Genomic DNA, 19,091 nt, shown 5'->3' with positions numbered 1-19,091 from the left:
ACTAAAAAAGTCTTGTGAAAAACCTTTTTAGATAAAATATTAAAAGAGAGAACAGTATGAATAATATAGGAAATAAGTGTGAGAGGGATACTTCGGATTTAGTTAAAGCTGCAGTATCAGGTTGGTTAGGAACAGCTTTAGAATTTATGGATTTTCAATTATATTCTTTAGGTGCTGCTTTAGTTTTTCATGAAATTTTCTTTCCAGAACAATCTGCTATTATGGCGTTGATTTTAGCAATGGGTACTTATGGTGCTGGTTATGTTGCACGAATCATTGGTGCCTTCGTTTTTGGTCGCATGGGTGATGCTATCGGTCGTAAAAAAGTTCTATTCATTACTATTACCATGATGGGGGTATGTACTACGTTAATTGGTGTACTACCAACTTATGCTCAAGTAGGTATTTTAGCGCCATTGATGTTGGTTATTTTACGTATAATTCAAGGATTAGGTGCCGGTGCTGAAATTTCTGGTGCAGGAACAATGCTCGCTGAATATGCACCGAAAGGGAAAAGAGGAGTAATTTCTTCATTAGTTGCAATGGGAACTAACTGTGGGACATTAAGTGCAACAGCAATATGGGCATTTATGTTCTTTTTATTAGATAAAGATCAATTAGTTGCATGGGGTTGGCGCATTCCATTTATAGCAAGTGTTATTGTTATGATTTTTGCAATCTGGTTAAGAATGAATTTAAAAGAAAGCCCTGTATTTGATGAGGTTAATGATACTAATACGCTAAAAAATGATAATGATGTTACAAAACATATCTCATTACTTGAAATGTTTAAAAGTAAATCATTTTGGTTAGCTACAGGATTACGTTTTGGTCAAGCAGGAAATTCTGGGCTAATCCAAACTTTCTTAGCGGGATATTTAGTGCAAGCATTATTATTTAATAAAAGTATTCCAACTGATGCAATTATGTTTAGTTCAATTGTCGGCTTCTTGACTATTCCTTTCTTAGGTTGGTTATCAGATAAGATTGGTCGAAAAATTCCTTATATAATACTAACATTGTCTGCAATTATACTAGCATACCCAATGTTATCTATCATTGTAGATATAAATCATTCTGTAAATACTATTACATTATGTTTGATTCTCATTCATAATATTGCAGTTTTAGGTTTATTTGCCCTAGAAAACATCACCATGGCCGAAATGTTCGGTGCTCGAAATCGATTCACCCAAATGGCAATATCTAAAGAAGCAGGTGGTTTAATTGCCGTAGGATTTGGCCCAATTCTGGCTGGAATTTTCTGTAAAATGGTAAATGATTGGTGGCCAATTGTGGCTATGATTATTGTTTACTCATGTATTGGTCTTATCTCGGCTATTCTTATGCCTGAGGTAAAAGATCGTGATTTAGCTGACTTACATGATGCGGCAGATAGTAAAAATTAAACGGAAGAAATAATGAGATTATCGAATCAAACTTTATCACAACTACCTAAAGAGGTAGTTGTTCCAACTTATTATAGAAGCAAAATTAAAACCAAAATTGTTCATCTTGGTTTTGGGGCATTTCATCGTGCTCATCAAGCTATTTATGCAGATATATTGGCTGCGCAATATGATAGCGATTGGGGATATTGTGAAGTTAACTTGATAGGTGGTGAAGCACAAATTCAAGATTTAAAACAACAAGATTGTTTATTTAGTGTGTGTGAAATGTCTTATGACAACTGGAATACTCGTGTTGTAGGTATTGCAAAAGAAGCATTACATGCAGATGTTGATGGAATTCAGAAAGTCTTAGATGTGATGACTCGTCCAGAAATTGCAATTGTGTCAATCACTGTAACCGAAAAAGGTTATTGCTATCTACCATCAACGGCATCAATTGATACTAATAATCCATTGATTATTCATGATATAACTAATCCACATACACCCAAATCTGTTCCTGGTGTCATTGTAGAAGCCCTACGTTTACGTAAAGAGCAAGGTTTAAAACCTTTTACAGTTATGTCTTGTGACAATATGCCAGAAAATGGACATGTTACTCGTAATGTTGTGTTAGCCTTGGCTAAGCAGCGCGATGAAAGTTTAGCGCAATGGATTGAGGAAAATGTTACTTTCCCATCAACAATGGTTGATCGAATTGTACCCGCTGCAACGCCAGAAACAATGGCTAAAATAAAAAAACAACTTGGTGGTATTGATGATCCGGCAGGTATTGCTGGTGAACCATTTAGACAATGGGTGATTGAAGATAATTTTGTGGCTGGTCGTCCAGAGTGGCAAAAAGCAGGAGCAGAATTAGTTAATGATGTACTGCCTTATGAAGAGATGAAATTGCGTATGTTAAATGGTAGCCATTCATTTTTCGCTTATTTAGGTTATTTAGCTGGTTATATGCATATTGATGAATGTATGCAAGATCCTAATTATGTTAAAGCAGCTAGGCATTTAATGTTAAATGAGCAAGCAACTACATTACGGGTGAAAAATGTTGATTTGTCAGCTTATGCTGATTCATTACTAGATCGATATCGCAACACCGGTTTAAAACATCGTACATGGCAAATCGCAATGGATGGAACATTAAAGCTTCCTCAACGTATGCTTGATTCTGTTAGATATCATTTGGCTAATGGTACACCATTTGATTGTTTAGCTTTAGGTATTGCAGCTTGGATGCGTTATGTTAGTGGCGTGGATGATAGTGGTAACGTTATTGAAGTTTGCGATCCAGCAGCTGAGAAATTAAAAGAGTTTGTTTTAAATAGTTCTGATAATCAAGATCGAGTTAATGCGCTGTTATCTTTAAAACATGTTTTTGGAGAGGATCTACCCCAAAATCCATTGTTTATTGCACAGGTAACTAAAGCTTATCATTCTTTAAGAGACATAGGAGCGAAAGAGACAGTTAAACAAATAACTCAAAATTTTTAATTCCACTAATTAATAAGCAAAGTGCAATCATCTTTAGATGATTGCACTTTTATTATTAAATAAAAAACTTTTCTTATATTCAAAAATCCCCTATATTCTCTTTTCTTGTAATTTGTTTTTTGAAAGTAATATATGTTCAAATCTGAAGCGTTAACTATCTCAGAACCTGTTAATCAACAAATATATCGCCAATTAAGAAAGGCCATTATCACTTGCCGAGTATTACCAGGTGTTTTATTGTCTGAAAAAGACATTTCGGGTCAATTTAATGTTTCACGCCAACCAGTTCGTGAAGCTTTTATTAAACTAGCAGAAGCTGGATTGGTCCAAATTCTTCCACAACGTGGCACCTTTGTAAGTAAAATATCTGTTAAAAAAGTAATTGATGGTCAATTTATTCGTGATGCTGTTGAGTGTGCAATTATTAAACGCGCAGCACAAGAAATTAATGATTCAGATCTTTTATTACTTGAAAAAAATTTAAAAGAACAAATTGAAGCTAACAAACATAAAGATATTGGTTATTTTCTTGAAAAAGATGATGAATTTCATCAGATTATAATGAATGTTGTTGATTGTCCCATGGCATGGGACACCGTCGAAAATATCAAAGCAATGATGGACAGGGTCAGATACCTTACTTTAGAAGATATATCCCCACCAGAAGATCTAGTTAAACAGCATGAAAAAATTGTTATTGCATTAAAAAAGCATGATCCAGAAATGGCAATACTTGCACTTCATGAGCATTTATCAACTATATTAAAAACGATAAAAATAGTATCACAACAGCATAATGAATGGTTTGTTGATTAATTTTTTTAATTTCAAAGGTAATAATTTCATTATCATTTTTTCTTAAATAAAGATAAATAAAATTTAGTTTTTTTCATGGTGCGCTGATTTAAGAAATATTCATCAATGTTTTTATATATCTAAATATCGCCGATTACCTCAAAAAAAGAAGAGTTATTAACCTTTTTTATTTAACTTCTCTTATTGATGAATTGATGTTTTTAAACTTTATTTTTTTATGTATCATTAATTTTTGATTGATTCTTTTTATAGACTAAATCATGTAATCGTTTTAACATATGACAGCACAAAAGCATAAATATTATAATTTTGGTAAAGAAAATGATGAATGTCAGGAAGTTATCAGTTATTGTAGTAGGCTTTATTCTTTCTGGTTATGTTGGGGCGGATTCTCAAGTAACCATTCAAAATCAAAAAGTTAGTGACAAACAGCTAATTTATCAACAGGAACGGCAAAAAGCAGCGGAAGAAGCGCTATCCCCCAAAACGCCTGATGTTAATTTATTATCCCCATTAAAGAAAATTAATAATATTGATTTTCCAGAAGAAAAATTATGTTTCCCTATTTCCCATGTTAAGTTATTAGAAAAGGAAACTTTACCATTTTATGTTCCATTAAGTCCTTTAACAAAGCAAGCCGAAGGGCGATGTTTAGGTAGTCAGGGTCTAAATTTATTGATGACCGAATTGCAAAACCAACTTATTAATTATGGTTTTATTACTACTCGTGTAGTTGCTCCACAACAAGATTTATCACAGGGTACTTTCACTCTATTAATCTTAAAGGGTTCCGTAAAAAGTATAGACTATTCAGAAGGTAGTGATACCTATGCAAATTTGTATACCAGTATTCCTTTAAGAAGTGGTGAATTACTTAATTTACGGGCACTTGAACAAGGTTTAGAGAATTTACAAAGAATTCCTACTGTAGATGCTAAAATCGAGTTAATCCCTGGTGCTAAAGAAGGGGAAACCGAAATTGTTATAAAGCGCAATCAATCAAAGTTTTGGCGGGTAGGGATGTCTGTAGATAACTCGGGCACTAAAGATACGGGTCGATATCTAGGCGGATTAACGCTCTATTTAGATAATCCTCTAGGCCTTAGTGATTCATTTTATGTTTCAGGTGATCATGATCTAGAAAATAAAGACAAATATGGTAACCGTGATTATTATTTTTCTTATTCAGTTCCTTATGGATATTGGATGTTTGAAACTTTAATTTATGGTAATACCTACCACCAAAATATCCCAGGTATTGTAGATTATCAATACAAAGGTCGAAGTAAAAATTACAATTTCAAGATTAGCCGGGTATTGCACCGTAGTTCAACACAAAAAACAACTTTAAGTTATGGTATTAACTTAAGACAATCTCACAACTTTATGAATGATCTTGAACTTGAAAATCAGCGTCGAAAAACAACTAATTGGAAATTAGGTTTACAACATCGTCATTATATTGACGATATGACTTTGGATGTTGATGTATGGTATCAAAAAGGAGTGCGATGGTTCGGTGCTGAAAAAGCTCGAGAAGAAGAGATAAATATAGCCAGTGCCTTGACTAATATTTTTAAGTTTGATGTTTCATTTTATGCTCCATTTAATCTAGGTAATCAGAATTTTGCTTATAGTCTTGATTATAACGGTCAAATGACACGAGGTAATAAATTAACACCGCCTGATCGATTTTCGATCGGAAGCCGTTGGACTGTTAGAGGATTTGATGGCGAGCAAATGTTGACGGCTGATAATGGCTGGTATCTGCGTAATGATTTGATTTGGCAAATGCCTATAAGGCAACAATTATACTTTGGCTTAGATGCTGGGCAAGTTAGTGGGCGAAATTCAGAACGGTTGAGCGGTAAACGACTTGTTGGTTCGGCACTAGGTATAAGAGGTCAACAATTTAATGTCTATTATGATGTATTTGCTGGAGTACCTTTGCACAAACCGGATAATTTTAAAACAAATCATTTAACGGTTGCCTTTTATTTAAATTGGACTTACTAGTATTTTTTGTCTTTTTTGGTCATAAACTAAGAATTAGTTAGAAAACAAATAAAAACTATGTATATAAATAATGAAAAAATCTTTTATCTTATGTTATATTGAGTATTATTATAATGTATGCAATAGCTTTTTAGGCTTTTGTCAAAAGAAACAATACTATTTATCAAGAATTAATTGATTTTTTAATTATCAAATTGTAGTAAAAAGTTTTAGTAATTTTTAATATTTATTAATGTCAGTAACGTAATACAACTAAGTAATATGGTTTTATGGTATGAGTAATATTAAAAAGGAGACTTTTTATTGATCACATTTAATTTGTCTTCAATAAATGGCGATTAAGTTTTAATTTGCCTATTTGGATGCTAAATATCCTTTCCCCTTTTTAAATAAAGTAAATAACAATTGATGCTTTAGTTTTTCTTTGAATATCTTATAGATAATTTAAATAACTCTTTCATAAAAATAAATTGGATTTAATGGTAACTAGGAAAAAGGATTATATTTTATAGTTAAAGTTAAGTTTGTAGTAAAAGTAGTTCTCTAAAAATATAGTTTTATTTATTGGTTATAAAAGATAAATAAATCATATTGTTATAAGTTGTAAGTAACTAATTAATTATTTGCAATTTATTTTGTGGTAAATATTAATCGTTGTAAATAAATCGTTTTTATTGGAAATAATAACTTTTTGTTTAGACATTTGAATAACAAAATAAGATGAAAGGCGAAATACTATGAATAAAAATTTTTATCGAATTGTTTTTAATCAAGCTCGTGGATTATTTATTGTGGTGTCTGAAATTGTTAAATCACATCAAGCTATTTCAGGTAAGAGTCAAAGAAAAAAAGATACGAATACTCAAACGGATATTATAGGTAAGAAAAAAGCAGTTTTAAAACCTATAGTTTTCTTATCTTATATTGTTCTAGGTATGGTAAGTGTTGTTAGTAATAGTTATGCAGGTGGTGTCGTTGTAGATCCTAGTGCAGGAAAAAATCAAAGACCTAATGTTCAAGAATTAAATAATGGTACGACACAAGTTGATATCGTATCTCCAACTAAAGGCGGTATATCACATAACAAATTTACACAATTTGATGTATCAAAAGATGGTTTGATTCTTAATAACTCACTCACCGATACAAATACCGAGTTAGCAGGAAATATTAATGGGAATAAAGGATTAAAAAATAATGCAAGAGTCATTTTAAATGAAGTAAATTCTAATAATCCAAGTCAACTACTTGGCTCTATTGAAGTAGCGGGTCAAAACGCTCAAGTGGTTATTGCTAATGCTGCGGGTATTACTTGTAATGGTTGCGGTTTTATTAATGCTGATCGTACAACATTAACTACAGGTAAGCCGATCATGGAAGATGGAGAATTAAAAGGTTACGATGTTCGACAAGGCAAAATTGAAATCCAAGGTGATGGTTTACGTAGTGGCGGTCAAAATTATACTGATTTAATTTCGCGTTCAGTTTCAATTAATGCCAAGTTATGGGCAGATAATGAAGTGAATATTGTAACAGGTAAAAATAAAGTCAGTGCTGACTTAAGTAAGGTTGAAAGACAAGGTGCGGATTCTAATGCAGATAAACCTGAATTTGCGCTTGATGTTTCTGCATTAGGTGGAATGTATGCCGGTAAAATTACTATGGTAGGTACAGAAAATGGTGTAGGTGTACGTAATCAAGGTAAAATATATACCAACGCTGGTTCTATCAATATTACTACTGATGGTAAAGTTGTTAATGAAAATATAATAGATGCTGTTGGTGATGTAAGTTTGCGAAGTAAAGGTAATGCTATTGAAAATAATGGAAAAATAAAAAGTTTAAATAAGAATATATCATTAGCTAGTTATCATGAAATCAAAAATAACGGCACATTACAGGCTAGAGAAAATGTTAATTTTTCATCAGGGAGTTGGACTGGTAATAATGGTGTAATTACTGCTGGTAAAACGGTAACAGCTCAAGGTAATGAATTCAATAATGGTTTTGGGGCAACGATTGACGCTCAAGATATTGATGTTACAAGTTATATAACTAAAAATACTGGTGATATGAAAGTAAAAAATAACATTGATATTAAATCTGAACTTACCCAAAATCAAGGTAATATGTCAGCTGATAATGAAGTTCATATTGCTAGTAAAGAAATTATAAACGATTACGGCGGTTCTATTTCAGCCAAACACATACTTTTACAGGGTGATAAATTATTTAACAGAAGTAAAGCTCATGCTTCAGAAGACCTTACTGTTCATGTGTTAGATGTTACCAATTCAGGAGAACTTTCGAGTAACAAGCAAGTATCAGTAGTAAGTAATATTTTTGAAACCATTAATTCAGCTGGTCTTGTTAAGGGGCAGAATGTTCAATTTAAAGCTGATAAACTAGTTAATAAAGGCGTGATATACTCAAATAATAATTTGAATATTTTGACTCATGAATTTGGAAACCAAAAAGATATAATTGCCGGCAATCAATTAAACATAAAATCTGATTCATTAATAAATGATTGGTACGGAAATATAGTTGCGAACAATGCTGATATTAATGCAATTAAATTAATTAATTATGGAAAAATTGAGCCAATTGAAAATCTGGAATTAGAAGTCGATTACCTTGAAAATATTGGAAAATTACAGGCAAAACAAGACTTAAAAGGCTATGTATTAACACTACACAATAGAGATGGAGCTACTATAGAAGGTAGAAATGTTAATTTAGAAGGTGATACTTTAGATAATAAAGGTCAAATTCGTGCAGAAAATGTATTGGACCTTGCGTTTAAAAAAATTGATAACTACGCTAAAATTTTTGCAAAAAATCAAGTTAACTTGAATACGGAATATTTAAATAATGATCATGGTTCATCAATTGAATCCGAGCATATTGTTAAAATTCAAGCACATGATTTCCAAAATCGTTCACAAATAAAATCAGCTGATCTTATTGAAATTAAAGCCAAGAAAGAGTTTAACAATAGACGTTATACTACAGAAGATGGCACTAAAGTGATTGGTACACTCAATAGTGGTGATATCAAAATTAATACTGAAAGTGGTGTCAATACTGGTGAAATAATAGCGTCTAAAAAAGCTATCATTTTTGGAGATAGTTTCAAAAATGATTGGTATGGAGTAATTAAAGGTGGTGATATTACGATAAGTGGTAATAAATTCGATAATTATGGTAGTGCACGAGCAGAACATAATTTCTATATTAATTCAACTGATGTTATGAATGCTTCAAATTTGTTATCTAGAGAATACCTTACAATTAACTCTACCAATTTTACAAACAACTCAACAGGTATTTTAAAATCCGATAAGCAAATTGATTTGAGAGGTGATAATATCCTAAATAATGGTTTGATAGATACTATCAAGGCTGTTATTAATGCAAAAAACTTCAAAAATGATTGGCTTGGCGTAATTAAGGGTGCTGATATTTCCATAGCAGGTGATAAATTTGAAAATTATGGTAATGCAAATGCCCTTCATAATTTCGATATTAATTCAACCAACGTTGAGAATCATAACAAATTATATTCAGCTAACTATCTAAGATTTGATTCAAACAATGTCAAAAATTACAGATCAGGTGAATTAAGCTCAAATTGGCAAATTGATATAAAGGGAAATCAAATACACAATGAAGGATCAATTTTAGCTAATCACGCTATTAATATTAATGGTAAAAACATCAAAAATGATGGCAAATTGAAATCAAACATACATATTAGATTATCAGGTGATAAATTTGAAAATTCAAGTCAGGGTAGTATGATTACAGAAACAATACATGGCAATATGGTTGACTTTATCAATAAAGGCTATATGCAAGGCGATTTTGTTGATAACAATCAAAATACAATAATTGAAAATTAATCATTTTAATTGAATTTCAAAAACATTACTTAAATAAAATAAGATCCTAGTTTATTTATCCTGTTTTAAGGCAAAATAATCTAGGATCTTTTTTATGTGTTTTATGCAACCTTACTTTTACTTAATTAGTATTGATGGTTGAATATTAAATAAACTAGAAGCCATATTATCAATTTCATTCAAAAGAAAATCAGCCTGATAGATTACTAATGTTTTAAATAATTTAATAAATTTTAACCAAAATATTAATATTAGTGTTTAATTAAAACGATAACTGATTTAGGCTAATAGGTAAACTTGAATTATTTAGGTTATATGATGATAAAACAAATTAAAATACAGGTTAGTGGAAGAGTTCAAGGTGTTGGATTTCGATTTTTTACTTATCAGCAAGCAAAAAAACTTAATTTATTAGGTTACGTCAAAAATTTAGATAATGGTAATGTTGAAATTATCGCACTTGGCGAGAGTAAACAGATAGATTCACTAGTCAATTGGCTTAATTCTGGAGGACCAACTTCAGCAAAAATTTCAAATATTAAAATTATTCAAATGGTACCCCAAAATGATTTAACTTCTTTTAATGTTAGATATTAATTTACTAAAAAATAAAGTAAAATAAGTCAATTTTTGGGTGATTTGTAATAAAGGTCTACTTTTATTAGTGATTAACTTTATTTACATAATTAACGTAAACTATGAATAAAAAAAATTTAATCTGTATCCTACTCCTTATTCTGATAATTGGTATTTATTCTGTTTACCAAACAGAAGATAGTGTTTCGGTCGCACCATCAAACGCAAATTCGCCTGATACACCCATTTATCAAAGTGATGAGATGATAACCAATGTCTATGATTTATCAGGCACTATGGTATATAAAATTGCATCAAGCAAAGTAAAACATTTTGATAGCAATGAAAATACAGATTTTGATTTACCTAATGTCACGCTTTACGATCAGGAACATGCCGCGACTTGGCATATTCAAGCAAAACGTGCAACATTGACTAATGATAAATTAATTTACCTTTATCAAGATGTACAATTAACAAATTTATCACCTGATTCACAATTACAGCAAGTATTGACAGATAACGCAGTGGTCGATTTAAAAACACAACTTGTCACATCAAATGATCCTGTAAAAATAAAAGGGATTGGCTTTTTATCGACGGGGACAGGGTTAGTCGGCGATTTAAGAGAAAAGACGGCAAATATACTTGAGAATATAAAAACCTATTATAATACTGAGGCACAATAAAAAATGAGATTGAGAAAACAAGCAATTTATCCATTATTTTTTATGTTATATGTATCATTTGCTTGTTTTGCAGATGAGCCTAATTTTGAAGCGTCTTCCCATCAAAAAGATCAAAAGATGGTTGTTAATGATAAACCTATTACAATTGATGCAGATAACCAACAAATTGATATTGAAAAAAATATTATTACTTTTAGTGGTAATGTACAGATTGTTCAGGAAGGTCTTACCATTTGGGCTGATAAGGTTGTTATAACCGATATGCAAGACTCCACCAAACAAAAAATTACTGGATATGGTAACCCTGTAAGATATAAGCAAGTTATGCCTAAAAATAATAAAGTTGTAACAGGTCATTCATCACAGGTTATTTATGATGTGAAAGAAAGTAATATTGTACTGCAAGGTGATGCGGAGCTTATTCAGCAAGATAACCGTATAAAAAGTCCAATCATTACTTATGATGTCAAAAAACAACGAATACTTGCGCAGCCGGGTAATGCAGGACGGGTAAAATCTACTATCATCCCAAGTCAAGTTAAAGAGATGAATAAATAAAATGTCAATTTTAAAAGCTGAAAACCTCGCAAAAGTCTATAAAAAACGACGTGTTGTTGAAGATGTAAGTCTCACTGTCAATTCTGGTGAAATTGTTGGTTTACTTGGTCCTAACGGTGCGGGTAAAACTACTACTTTTTATATGGTAGTTGGCATTGTGACTTTAAATGCAGGAAGAATCTATCTTGATGATCATGATATCAGTATTTTACCATTACATGAGCGTGCTCAAAAAGGTATTGGTTATCTACCTCAAGAAGCCTCAATATTTAGAAAATTATCTGTTATAGATAATATTATGGCTATTTTAGAAACACGCCAAGATATTGACAAAAATGAAAAATTAAATCGAGCAGAAGAGTTACTTGAAGAATTTCATATCACACATATTCGAGACAATATAGGCCAATCTTTATCAGGCGGTGAAAGACGAAGAGTTGAAATTGCTCGAGCTTTGGCTGCTAATCCAAAATTTATTTTACTTGATGAACCATTCGCTGGGGTTGATCCGATTTCTGTTATTGATATCAAAAATATCATTAAACATCTACGAGATCGTGGGTTAGGCGTACTAATTACCGATCATAATGTCCGCGAAACGCTTGATGTTTGTGAACGTGCCTATATAGTAAATAAAGGACATTTAATTGCTGAAGGTACGCCAGATAGCATATTAAATAATGAATATGTAAAACGCGTTTACTTAGGACATGAATTCAGATTATAGATTATGATGAAACAAGGGTTACAACTGAAGGTATCGCAACAGTTGTCAATGACGCCACAATTGCAACTAGCGATTCGAATGTTGCAATTGTCTACATTAGAATTACGACAAGAAATTCAAACCGCACTTGAAAACAATCCACTATTAGAGGTTGCTGAGCAATACGATGAGATCAATGTTGAACAGCATGAACCTAACGAAAATATTGATACTCGTGAAGCACTCGATAGTCAAGAAATCCCAGAGGATATTCCTTTAGATGCAACTTTAGATGATATCTATACAGCGGGCACACCATCAGGAACCTATTCTGATTATCGTAATGATGAGTTACCCATCTATCAAGGTGAAACACACGAAACCTTGCATGATTATTTAAATTGGCAGTTAGATTTAACGCCTTTTAGTGAGGTTGATCGTGCAATTGCGCTATCCATTATTGAAGCAATAGACGAAAGAGGTTACCTGACTGTTTCAACTGAAGAAATTTTAGAGGAACAAGGTAATAGTGAAATTGAGCTCGACGAGGTTGAAGCTGTATTAAAGCGAATTTGGCATTTTGATCCGATCGGGGTTGGGGCAAGAACATTACAAGAATGTTTATCTATTCAAATTCAACATGTCACTCCACCGGCGTTAGTAAAAGAGATCATTAATGACTATTTAGATTTATTAGCAAGTCATGATTACCGAACACTAAAAAAACGATTAAATACTTCTGATGAACAACTAAAAGAGGCTATTAATTTTATTCAACATTTACAGCCTTATCCGGGGGATTCTGTTAATACCACGCCACCTGATTATGTTATTCCGGACGTTGTAGTGAAAAAAATTGATGGTAAATGGATAGCAGAATTAAATAATGATACTGTTCCAACGCTACGTATTAATCAACACTATGCTGCGATGGAAAAAGTCAGCAATGAACATGACAGCCAATATATTCGCTCACATTTACAAGACGCTAATTGGTTTATAAAAAGTGTCGAGAATCGTAACGAGACGTTATTAAAAGTTAGTCAATTTATTGTTGAGCATCAACAAGACTTTTTTGAAAATGGCGCTGAATATATGAAGCCAATGATTTTATCTGATGTTGCTGAAGCTATAGATATGCATGAATCGACTATTTCACGAGTGACAACGCAAAAATATTTACAATGCCCAACCGGTATTTTTGAGTTAAAATTCTTTTTCTCAAGTCATGTTAACACTCAATCAGGTGGGGAAGCCTCTTCCACAGCAATTCGGGCATTAATTAAAAAATATATTTCAGATGAAGATTCTAAAAAACCTCTGAGTGATAGTAAATTAGTCTCACTCCTTGAAAATCAAGGTATCATAATTGCTCGCCGTACAGTGGCCAAATATCGTGAAGCGTTATCAATACCTCCATCAAGCCATCGAAAACAACTTTAACTTAATGCTTAATATGTAGTCATCACACCTTAAGTGATAACTTAACTGATAAACAATAAGCCATTTATCTTATTGAATTTATTAATATAAAACTAAGTGGTTACAAGTATAGCTTCGATTAGTTATTTATATGAAGTGTAGTTGAAAATTTATTTAAGAAGTAGTGAGATATCATCGCTTAAACAACAAGCGATGATATTTTCATAAAGATTTTAAGCTAAAAATGTTGGAATCTTGTGTTCAAATGCACTAATTGCATCTTCATGTTGAAGTGTTAAACCGATATTATCTAATCCATTTAATAAACAATGGCGTTTAAAAGCATCAATTTTAAAAGGATATTGTTTATCTCCAGCAATGACAACTTCGTTAACCAAATCAATAGTAAACTCAATTCCTTCGTTGGCTTCTACAATCTTGAAAAGCTCATCAACATCTTCTTCAGGTAGATTCACTAACAATAGTTGATTATTGAACGAGTTATTATAAAAAATATCGGCAAAACTCGATCCTATAATAGTTTTAAAACCATAATCTGTTAATGCCCATGGAGCGTGTTCACGAGAAGATCCACAGCCAAAGTTTTCACGAGCTAATAAAATACTCGCACCCTTATAACGAGCTTTATTTAACACAAATTCTGGGTTTGGTTGTTTACCGGCATCATCTAAAAATCGCCATTCATGAAATGCATGTTGTCCAAATCCTGTACGAGTAACTTTCTGTAAGAATTGTTTAGGAATAATGGCATCAGTATCCACATTTGCAGCATCTAAAGGAACGACTAATCCAGTATGTTTTGTAAATTTCGCCATGACAAGTCTCCTTAAAATGGTTTGCGAATATCAGTAAAATGACCAGTAATGGCAGCAGCAGCAGCCATTGCAGGGCTAACTAAATGTGTTCTGGCATCACGTCCTTGTCGTCCTTCGAAATTACGATTACTGGTTGATGCACAGCGATCGCCAGGAGCTAACTTATCATCATTCATCGCTAAACACATTGAACATCCTGGTAAACGCCATTCAAAACCTGCATCGATGAAAATTTTGTCTAATCCTTCAGCTTCCGCTTGTTCACGTACAGGCCCAGAACCAGGAACAACCAAAGCTTGAACGCCATCAGCTACTTTGCGTCCTTTGGCGACTTCAGCCGCAGCACGAAGATCTTCGATACGAGAATTCGTGCAAGAGCCGATAAACACTTTATTGATCTTAATATCAGACATCTTAGTACCGGCAGTTAAACCCATATAAGCTAACGCACGTTCAGCAGACTGTTTTTCAATTGGATCGGAAAAATCTTGTGGATTTGGAACTTGCTTATCAATAGCGGTTACTTGACCTGGGTTAGTTCCCCAAGTTACTTGTGGAGCAATATCTTTAGCTTCCAAAGTTACAATCGTATCGAAATGTGCACCTTCATCTGTTTTTAAGGTTTTCCAATAAGCGACTGCTTGCTCAAAATCTGCCCCTTTAGGTGAAAATTGTCGACCTTTCAAATATTCAAATGTGATTTCATCCGGTGCAACTAGTCCCGCTTTGGCACCCATTTCAATCGCCATGTTACATAATGTCATTCGACCTTCCATTGACAAAGATGTAATTGCTTCCCCGCAAAATTCAACTACATGGCCAGTACCACCAGCGCTCGTTGTTTTGCCAATGATGGCTAAAATAATATCTTTAGCAGTTATGCCACTGGCTACTTTGCCTTTTACTTCAATTTTCATGGTTTTAGCTCGACCTTGTTTTAAGGTTTGGGTAGCTAAAACATGTTCAACTTCTGATGTCCCAATACCAAAAGCTAATGCACCAAAAGCACCATGCGTTGCAGTATGTGAGTCACCACACACAATGGTCATACCAGGCAATGTCATGCCTTGTTCAGGTCCAACAACATGAACGATACCTCGTAATGGACTTTGTAAACCATATAAAGATACGCCAAATTCTTCAGCATTCTTAGCTAACTCAGTTAACTGGATTCGAGCCATCTCGCTACAAGCACTTAACTCATTGCTTTTCGTTGAAGTATTGTGATCCATCGTAGCAAATGTTTTATGTGGTTGGCGGACTTTACGATTCATCGTTCGTAAGCCGTCAAAGGCTTGAGGAGAGGTTACTTCATGAACCAAATGGCGATCGATATACAAAATAGGGGTCTCATTCGGTGCTTCATAGACAACATGTGCATCATATAATTTTTGATACAATGTTTTTGGTTTTGTAGACATTGCTTATATTCCTTTAATATTCTTTAAAAGGGTTAATATGATAGCTTAACCCTTAGTCTAAAAATTAAATTAAACGACAAATAGTATCACCCATTTCATCGGTTGAAACATAACTACCACCACGAGCAAGATCGATAGTGCGGGTCCCTTGTTCTAAAGCTTTATTAACTGCATTTTCAATAGCTTTGGCGATATCATCACGTTTTAAACTATAACGCACTAATAATGCTAAAGATAAAATTTGTGCCGCTGGATTAGCAATATTTTTACCAGCAATATCTGGTGCACTACCGCCAGCTGGTTCATATAATCCAAATCCATCTTCATTCAAGCTAGCAGACGGTAGCATTCCCATTGAACCGGTAATCATAGCGCACTCATCAGATAGAATATCACCAAATAGATTAGAACATAATAATACATCAAATTGAGAAGGATCTTTAACAAGTTGCATGGTTGCATTATCGATATACATATGTTCAAGTGCGACATCTGGATATTGTTTAGCAACTTCGTTTACAACTTCACGCCACAATATTGATGTTTGTAATACATTAGCTTTATCAACAGAAGTGACTTTTTTACGACGAATTTTTGCAGCTTCAAATGCCATTTTAGCTATACGCTCAATTTCAAAACGGTGATAAACTTCAGTATCAAAAGCACGTTCTTGAGGGCCAGAACCTTCACGCCCTTTAGGTAAACCAAAATAGATACCACCAGTTAGCTCACGCATACATAAAATATCAAAACCACGCTTAGCAATATCTTCACGTAAGGGACATAATTCTTCTAAACCTTGATATAAACTAGCAGGACGCATATTCGCAAATAATTTAAAATGTTTTCGTAATGGTAATAAAGCTCCGCGTTCAGGTTGTTGATCTGGCGGTAAGTTTGTCCATTTTGGACCACCAACTGAGCCAAACAAAATAGCATCGGCTTTTTCACAACCTTCTAGTGTTTCTTTAGGTAATGGACAACCATGAATATCAATTGCTGCACCACCGACATCATATTCACTAGTCGTAATTGCAAGGTTATATTTTTGACGAATGACTTCAAGCACTTTATAAGCCTGTTTCATCACTTCTGGACCAATACCGTCGCCAGGTAATACTGCAAAATGGTAATTTTGAGACATATCTATTCCTTATAATTAATTTAAGCATTTCGTCAATAAATAACGAAATCGCATCTATTATTTAATCGTGGTGCAATTTTTGTTTTTGCTCAGCAACTTGATTAGCTCTATAAACATTATTTAAAACATTAATTAATGCTAATGCGGATGAATGAACAATATCAGTCGCAAGCCCAACACCGTGAAATTTGCGCCCTTTATATTCGGCAACGATATCAACTTGACCTAAGGCATTTTCACCTTGACCTTTAGAGGCTAATTGATATTTTACAATGGTAATTGGTTCACCGGTAATACGATTTATTGCTTGATAAACTGCATCAACTGGACCATTACCAGTTGCCGCATCTGAATATTTTTGATCGCCAATAATCAAACTTACTGACGCAGTTGAAACGACAGTAGAGCCTGATTGAACATTAAAATAATCTAAAACATAATGCTCTTGATCATCTTTAAGTTGATTGATAAATATCAAAGCTTCTAAATCATAATCAAAAACTTGGCCTTTTTTATCAGCAAGCTCTAAAAAAGCTTCATAAACTTGATCTAAATTATAATCGTTATCGTGGTAACCCAATTCTTCTAGGCGATGTTTAACAGCTGCTCGACCAGAGCGTGAAGTTAAATTTAATTGGATTTGATTTAAACCGATCGACTCTGGTGTCATGATTTCATAAGTTTCGCGGTTTTTTAATACACCATCTTGATGTATTCCTGAAGAGTGGGCAAAAGCATTGCTACCAATAACCGCCTTGTTAGACGGTATTGGTGTATTAGTAATTTGGCTTACAATTTGGCTGGTACGGTAGATTTCTTGATGATTGATATTAGTGTGAACGTTTAAGATATTTTGACGAACTTTGATCGCCATAATCACTTCTTCTAAAGCAGTATTACCGGCTCGTTCACCTAAACCATTCATCGCGCCTTCAATCTGCCGAGCACCTTCCTGAATCGCGCTAATCGAGTTAGCCACCGACATGCCCAAGTCATCATGACAATGAACAGAGATAATCGCTTTATCAATGTTCGGGACACGTTCAAATAAGGTACGAATAATGCCACCAAATTGATAAGGGACAGTATAACCGACAGTATCCGGAATATTGATCGTTGTTGCCCCTGCTTGAATTGCTGCTTCAACAATCCGACATAAGTTATCAATTGGGGTACGGCCTGCATCTTCACAAGAAAACTCCACATCATCTGTATAATTACGTGCACGTTTAACACAGTGCACCGCTCGTTCAACGACATCTTCAAATGTCATTTTTAATTTATCTTTAACATGTAAGGTTGATGTTGCCATAAAGGTATGAATACGAAATTGATCGGCTACTTTTAGCGCTTCAGCGGCAACATCAATATCTTTGTCAATACAACGAGACAACGCACATACACGACTATTCTTAATGGTTTTAGCAATAGTTTGAACTGATTCAAAATCACCAGGCGATGAGATAGGAAAACCAACTTCCATCACATCAACCCGCATTCTTTCTAATGCTAAAGCTATTTGTAATTTTTCTTTAACACTTAAACTTGCTTGTAACGCTTGCTCACCATCACGTAATGTTGTGTCAAAAATAATAATCTGATCGCTCATTGTTATTTCCTTTATATTTTGGTGCTATCTCGGTATTTCAAGTTAAGAAAACAAAAAACCCGCACTTTAGCGCGGGTTCTTGTTAATCTATCGAGTTAAGTATTAAATCACTTTTACTCCACACACAAGCTATCCGCGCAAACTGATGCGAGGAGGAGGCTGAGTAGGAGGCTAGTAAATTTAATCATTAACTTCTCAATTGTTATATTACTTATTAAATATTATTGCATTTTTTATCAAAAATCTTCACGCATGTCAAGAAAGATGTTTAAAATTTACCCTTTTACTTGATAAAACATTAGTTAAAATTTGTCTAACTATTAAGCTTTTATTTTGATTTATTGATGATGCATAATAAAGAACGTCAAGAATTGAATTGAAAAATAGTTTAATAGTATGCAAAATGGTAGGAGTTTAAGGGCATAAGCGATAAGGTGCCTGATAAGTACTTTTCAATAGATTCAAAATAATCATTTTAAAAATAAGAATG

General features: G+C 33.3%; 14 protein-coding genes. 10 read left to right on the top strand and 4 right to left on the bottom strand.

The genetic code is table 11. From position 1 onward, the window contains the following. Positions 1-56 precede the first annotated feature (56 nt). The 10 genes from GYM76_RS07765 to GYM76_RS07720 all read left to right on the top strand — a co-directional run bounded on the left by GYM76_RS07765 (position 57) and on the right by GYM76_RS07720 (position 13,612). The gene (locus tag GYM76_RS07765) at positions 57-1,409 is read left to right on the top strand and encodes an MFS transporter (protein WP_220225098.1); all 1,353 of its coding nucleotides are present in this window, start codon (positions 57-59) and stop codon (positions 1,407-1,409) included. A 12-nt stretch (positions 1,410-1,421) separates the two neighbouring features. Further along, complete coding sequence (locus GYM76_RS07760; RefSeq protein ID WP_220225097.1) at positions 1,422-2,903, top strand: mannitol dehydrogenase family protein; 1,482 nt, start codon at positions 1,422-1,424, stop codon at positions 2,901-2,903. 132 nt (positions 2,904-3,035) lie between these two features. Beyond that, a complete protein-coding gene (locus GYM76_RS07755) occupies positions 3,036-3,719 on the top strand; it encodes a GntR family transcriptional regulator (RefSeq protein ID WP_220225096.1) in 684 nt (227 codons plus the stop codon). 321 nt (positions 3,720-4,040) lie between these two features. After that, positions 4,041-5,735, top strand: coding sequence for a ShlB/FhaC/HecB family hemolysin secretion/activation protein (locus GYM76_RS07750; protein ID WP_220225095.1), 1,695 nt, complete (start codon positions 4,041-4,043; stop codon positions 5,733-5,735). A 737-nt stretch (positions 5,736-6,472) separates the two neighbouring features. Then, positions 6,473-9,640 carry a filamentous hemagglutinin N-terminal domain-containing protein gene (locus GYM76_RS07745; protein ID WP_220225094.1) on the top strand — a complete coding sequence of 1,056 codons (3,168 nt, stop codon included), beginning with the start codon at positions 6,473-6,475 and terminating at the stop codon, positions 9,638-9,640. Between the two features lie 318 nt (positions 9,641-9,958). Continuing rightward, a complete protein-coding gene (gene yccX / locus GYM76_RS07740; protein ID WP_218058384.1) occupies positions 9,959-10,237 on the top strand; it encodes an acylphosphatase in 279 nt (92 codons plus the stop codon). A 101-nt stretch (positions 10,238-10,338) separates the two neighbouring features. Continuing rightward, positions 10,339-10,905 carry an LPS export ABC transporter periplasmic protein LptC gene (lptC, locus tag GYM76_RS07735; protein WP_065562282.1) on the top strand — a complete coding sequence of 189 codons (567 nt, stop codon included), beginning with the start codon at positions 10,339-10,341 and terminating at the stop codon, positions 10,903-10,905. 3 nt (positions 10,906-10,908) lie between these two features. Then, positions 10,909-11,463, top strand: a complete 555-nt coding sequence (lptA, locus tag GYM76_RS07730) for a lipopolysaccharide transport periplasmic protein LptA (protein ID WP_220225093.1) — start codon at positions 10,909-10,911, stop codon at positions 11,461-11,463. A gap of 1 nt (position 11,464) precedes the next feature. Further along, complete coding sequence (gene lptB / locus GYM76_RS07725; RefSeq protein ID WP_065562280.1) at positions 11,465-12,190, top strand: LPS export ABC transporter ATP-binding protein; 726 nt, start codon at positions 11,465-11,467, stop codon at positions 12,188-12,190. A 6-nt stretch (positions 12,191-12,196) separates the two neighbouring features. Then, the gene (locus GYM76_RS07720) at positions 12,197-13,612 is read left to right on the top strand and encodes an RNA polymerase factor sigma-54 (protein WP_305054774.1); all 1,416 of its coding nucleotides are present in this window, start codon (positions 12,197-12,199) and stop codon (positions 13,610-13,612) included. Between the two features lie 212 nt (positions 13,613-13,824). On the opposite strand, the gene leuD is transcribed toward GYM76_RS07720, so the two are convergent. The 4 genes from leuD to leuA all read right to left on the bottom strand — a co-directional run bounded on the left by leuD (position 13,825) and on the right by leuA (position 18,601). Continuing rightward, the gene (gene leuD / locus GYM76_RS07715) at positions 13,825-14,427 is read right to left on the bottom strand and encodes a 3-isopropylmalate dehydratase small subunit (RefSeq protein WP_220225091.1); all 603 of its coding nucleotides are present in this window, start codon (positions 14,425-14,427) and stop codon (positions 13,825-13,827) included. A gap of 11 nt (positions 14,428-14,438) precedes the next feature. Then, a complete protein-coding gene (gene leuC / locus GYM76_RS07710) occupies positions 14,439-15,848 on the bottom strand; it encodes a 3-isopropylmalate dehydratase large subunit (RefSeq protein WP_220225090.1) in 1,410 nt (469 codons plus the stop codon). A gap of 64 nt (positions 15,849-15,912) precedes the next feature. Next, positions 15,913-16,992 carry a 3-isopropylmalate dehydrogenase gene (leuB, locus tag GYM76_RS07705; protein WP_220225089.1) on the bottom strand — a complete coding sequence of 360 codons (1,080 nt, stop codon included), beginning with the start codon at positions 16,990-16,992 and terminating at the stop codon, positions 15,913-15,915. 61 nt (positions 16,993-17,053) lie between these two features. Next, positions 17,054-18,601 (bottom strand): 2-isopropylmalate synthase, encoded by a 1,548-nt coding sequence (leuA, locus tag GYM76_RS07700; RefSeq protein ID WP_065734235.1) that lies wholly within the window; start codon positions 18,599-18,601, stop codon positions 17,054-17,056. Between the last annotated feature and the right edge of the window lie 490 nt (positions 18,602-19,091).

It is taken from the genome of Gilliamella sp. ESL0443, from assembly GCF_019469165.1.
Classification (GTDB): Bacteria; Pseudomonadota; Gammaproteobacteria; order Enterobacterales; family Orbaceae; genus Gilliamella; species Gilliamella apicola_E.
The sequence above is the reverse complement of the archived record's forward strand: the minus strand, read 5'-3'. Positions and strand labels throughout refer to the sequence as shown.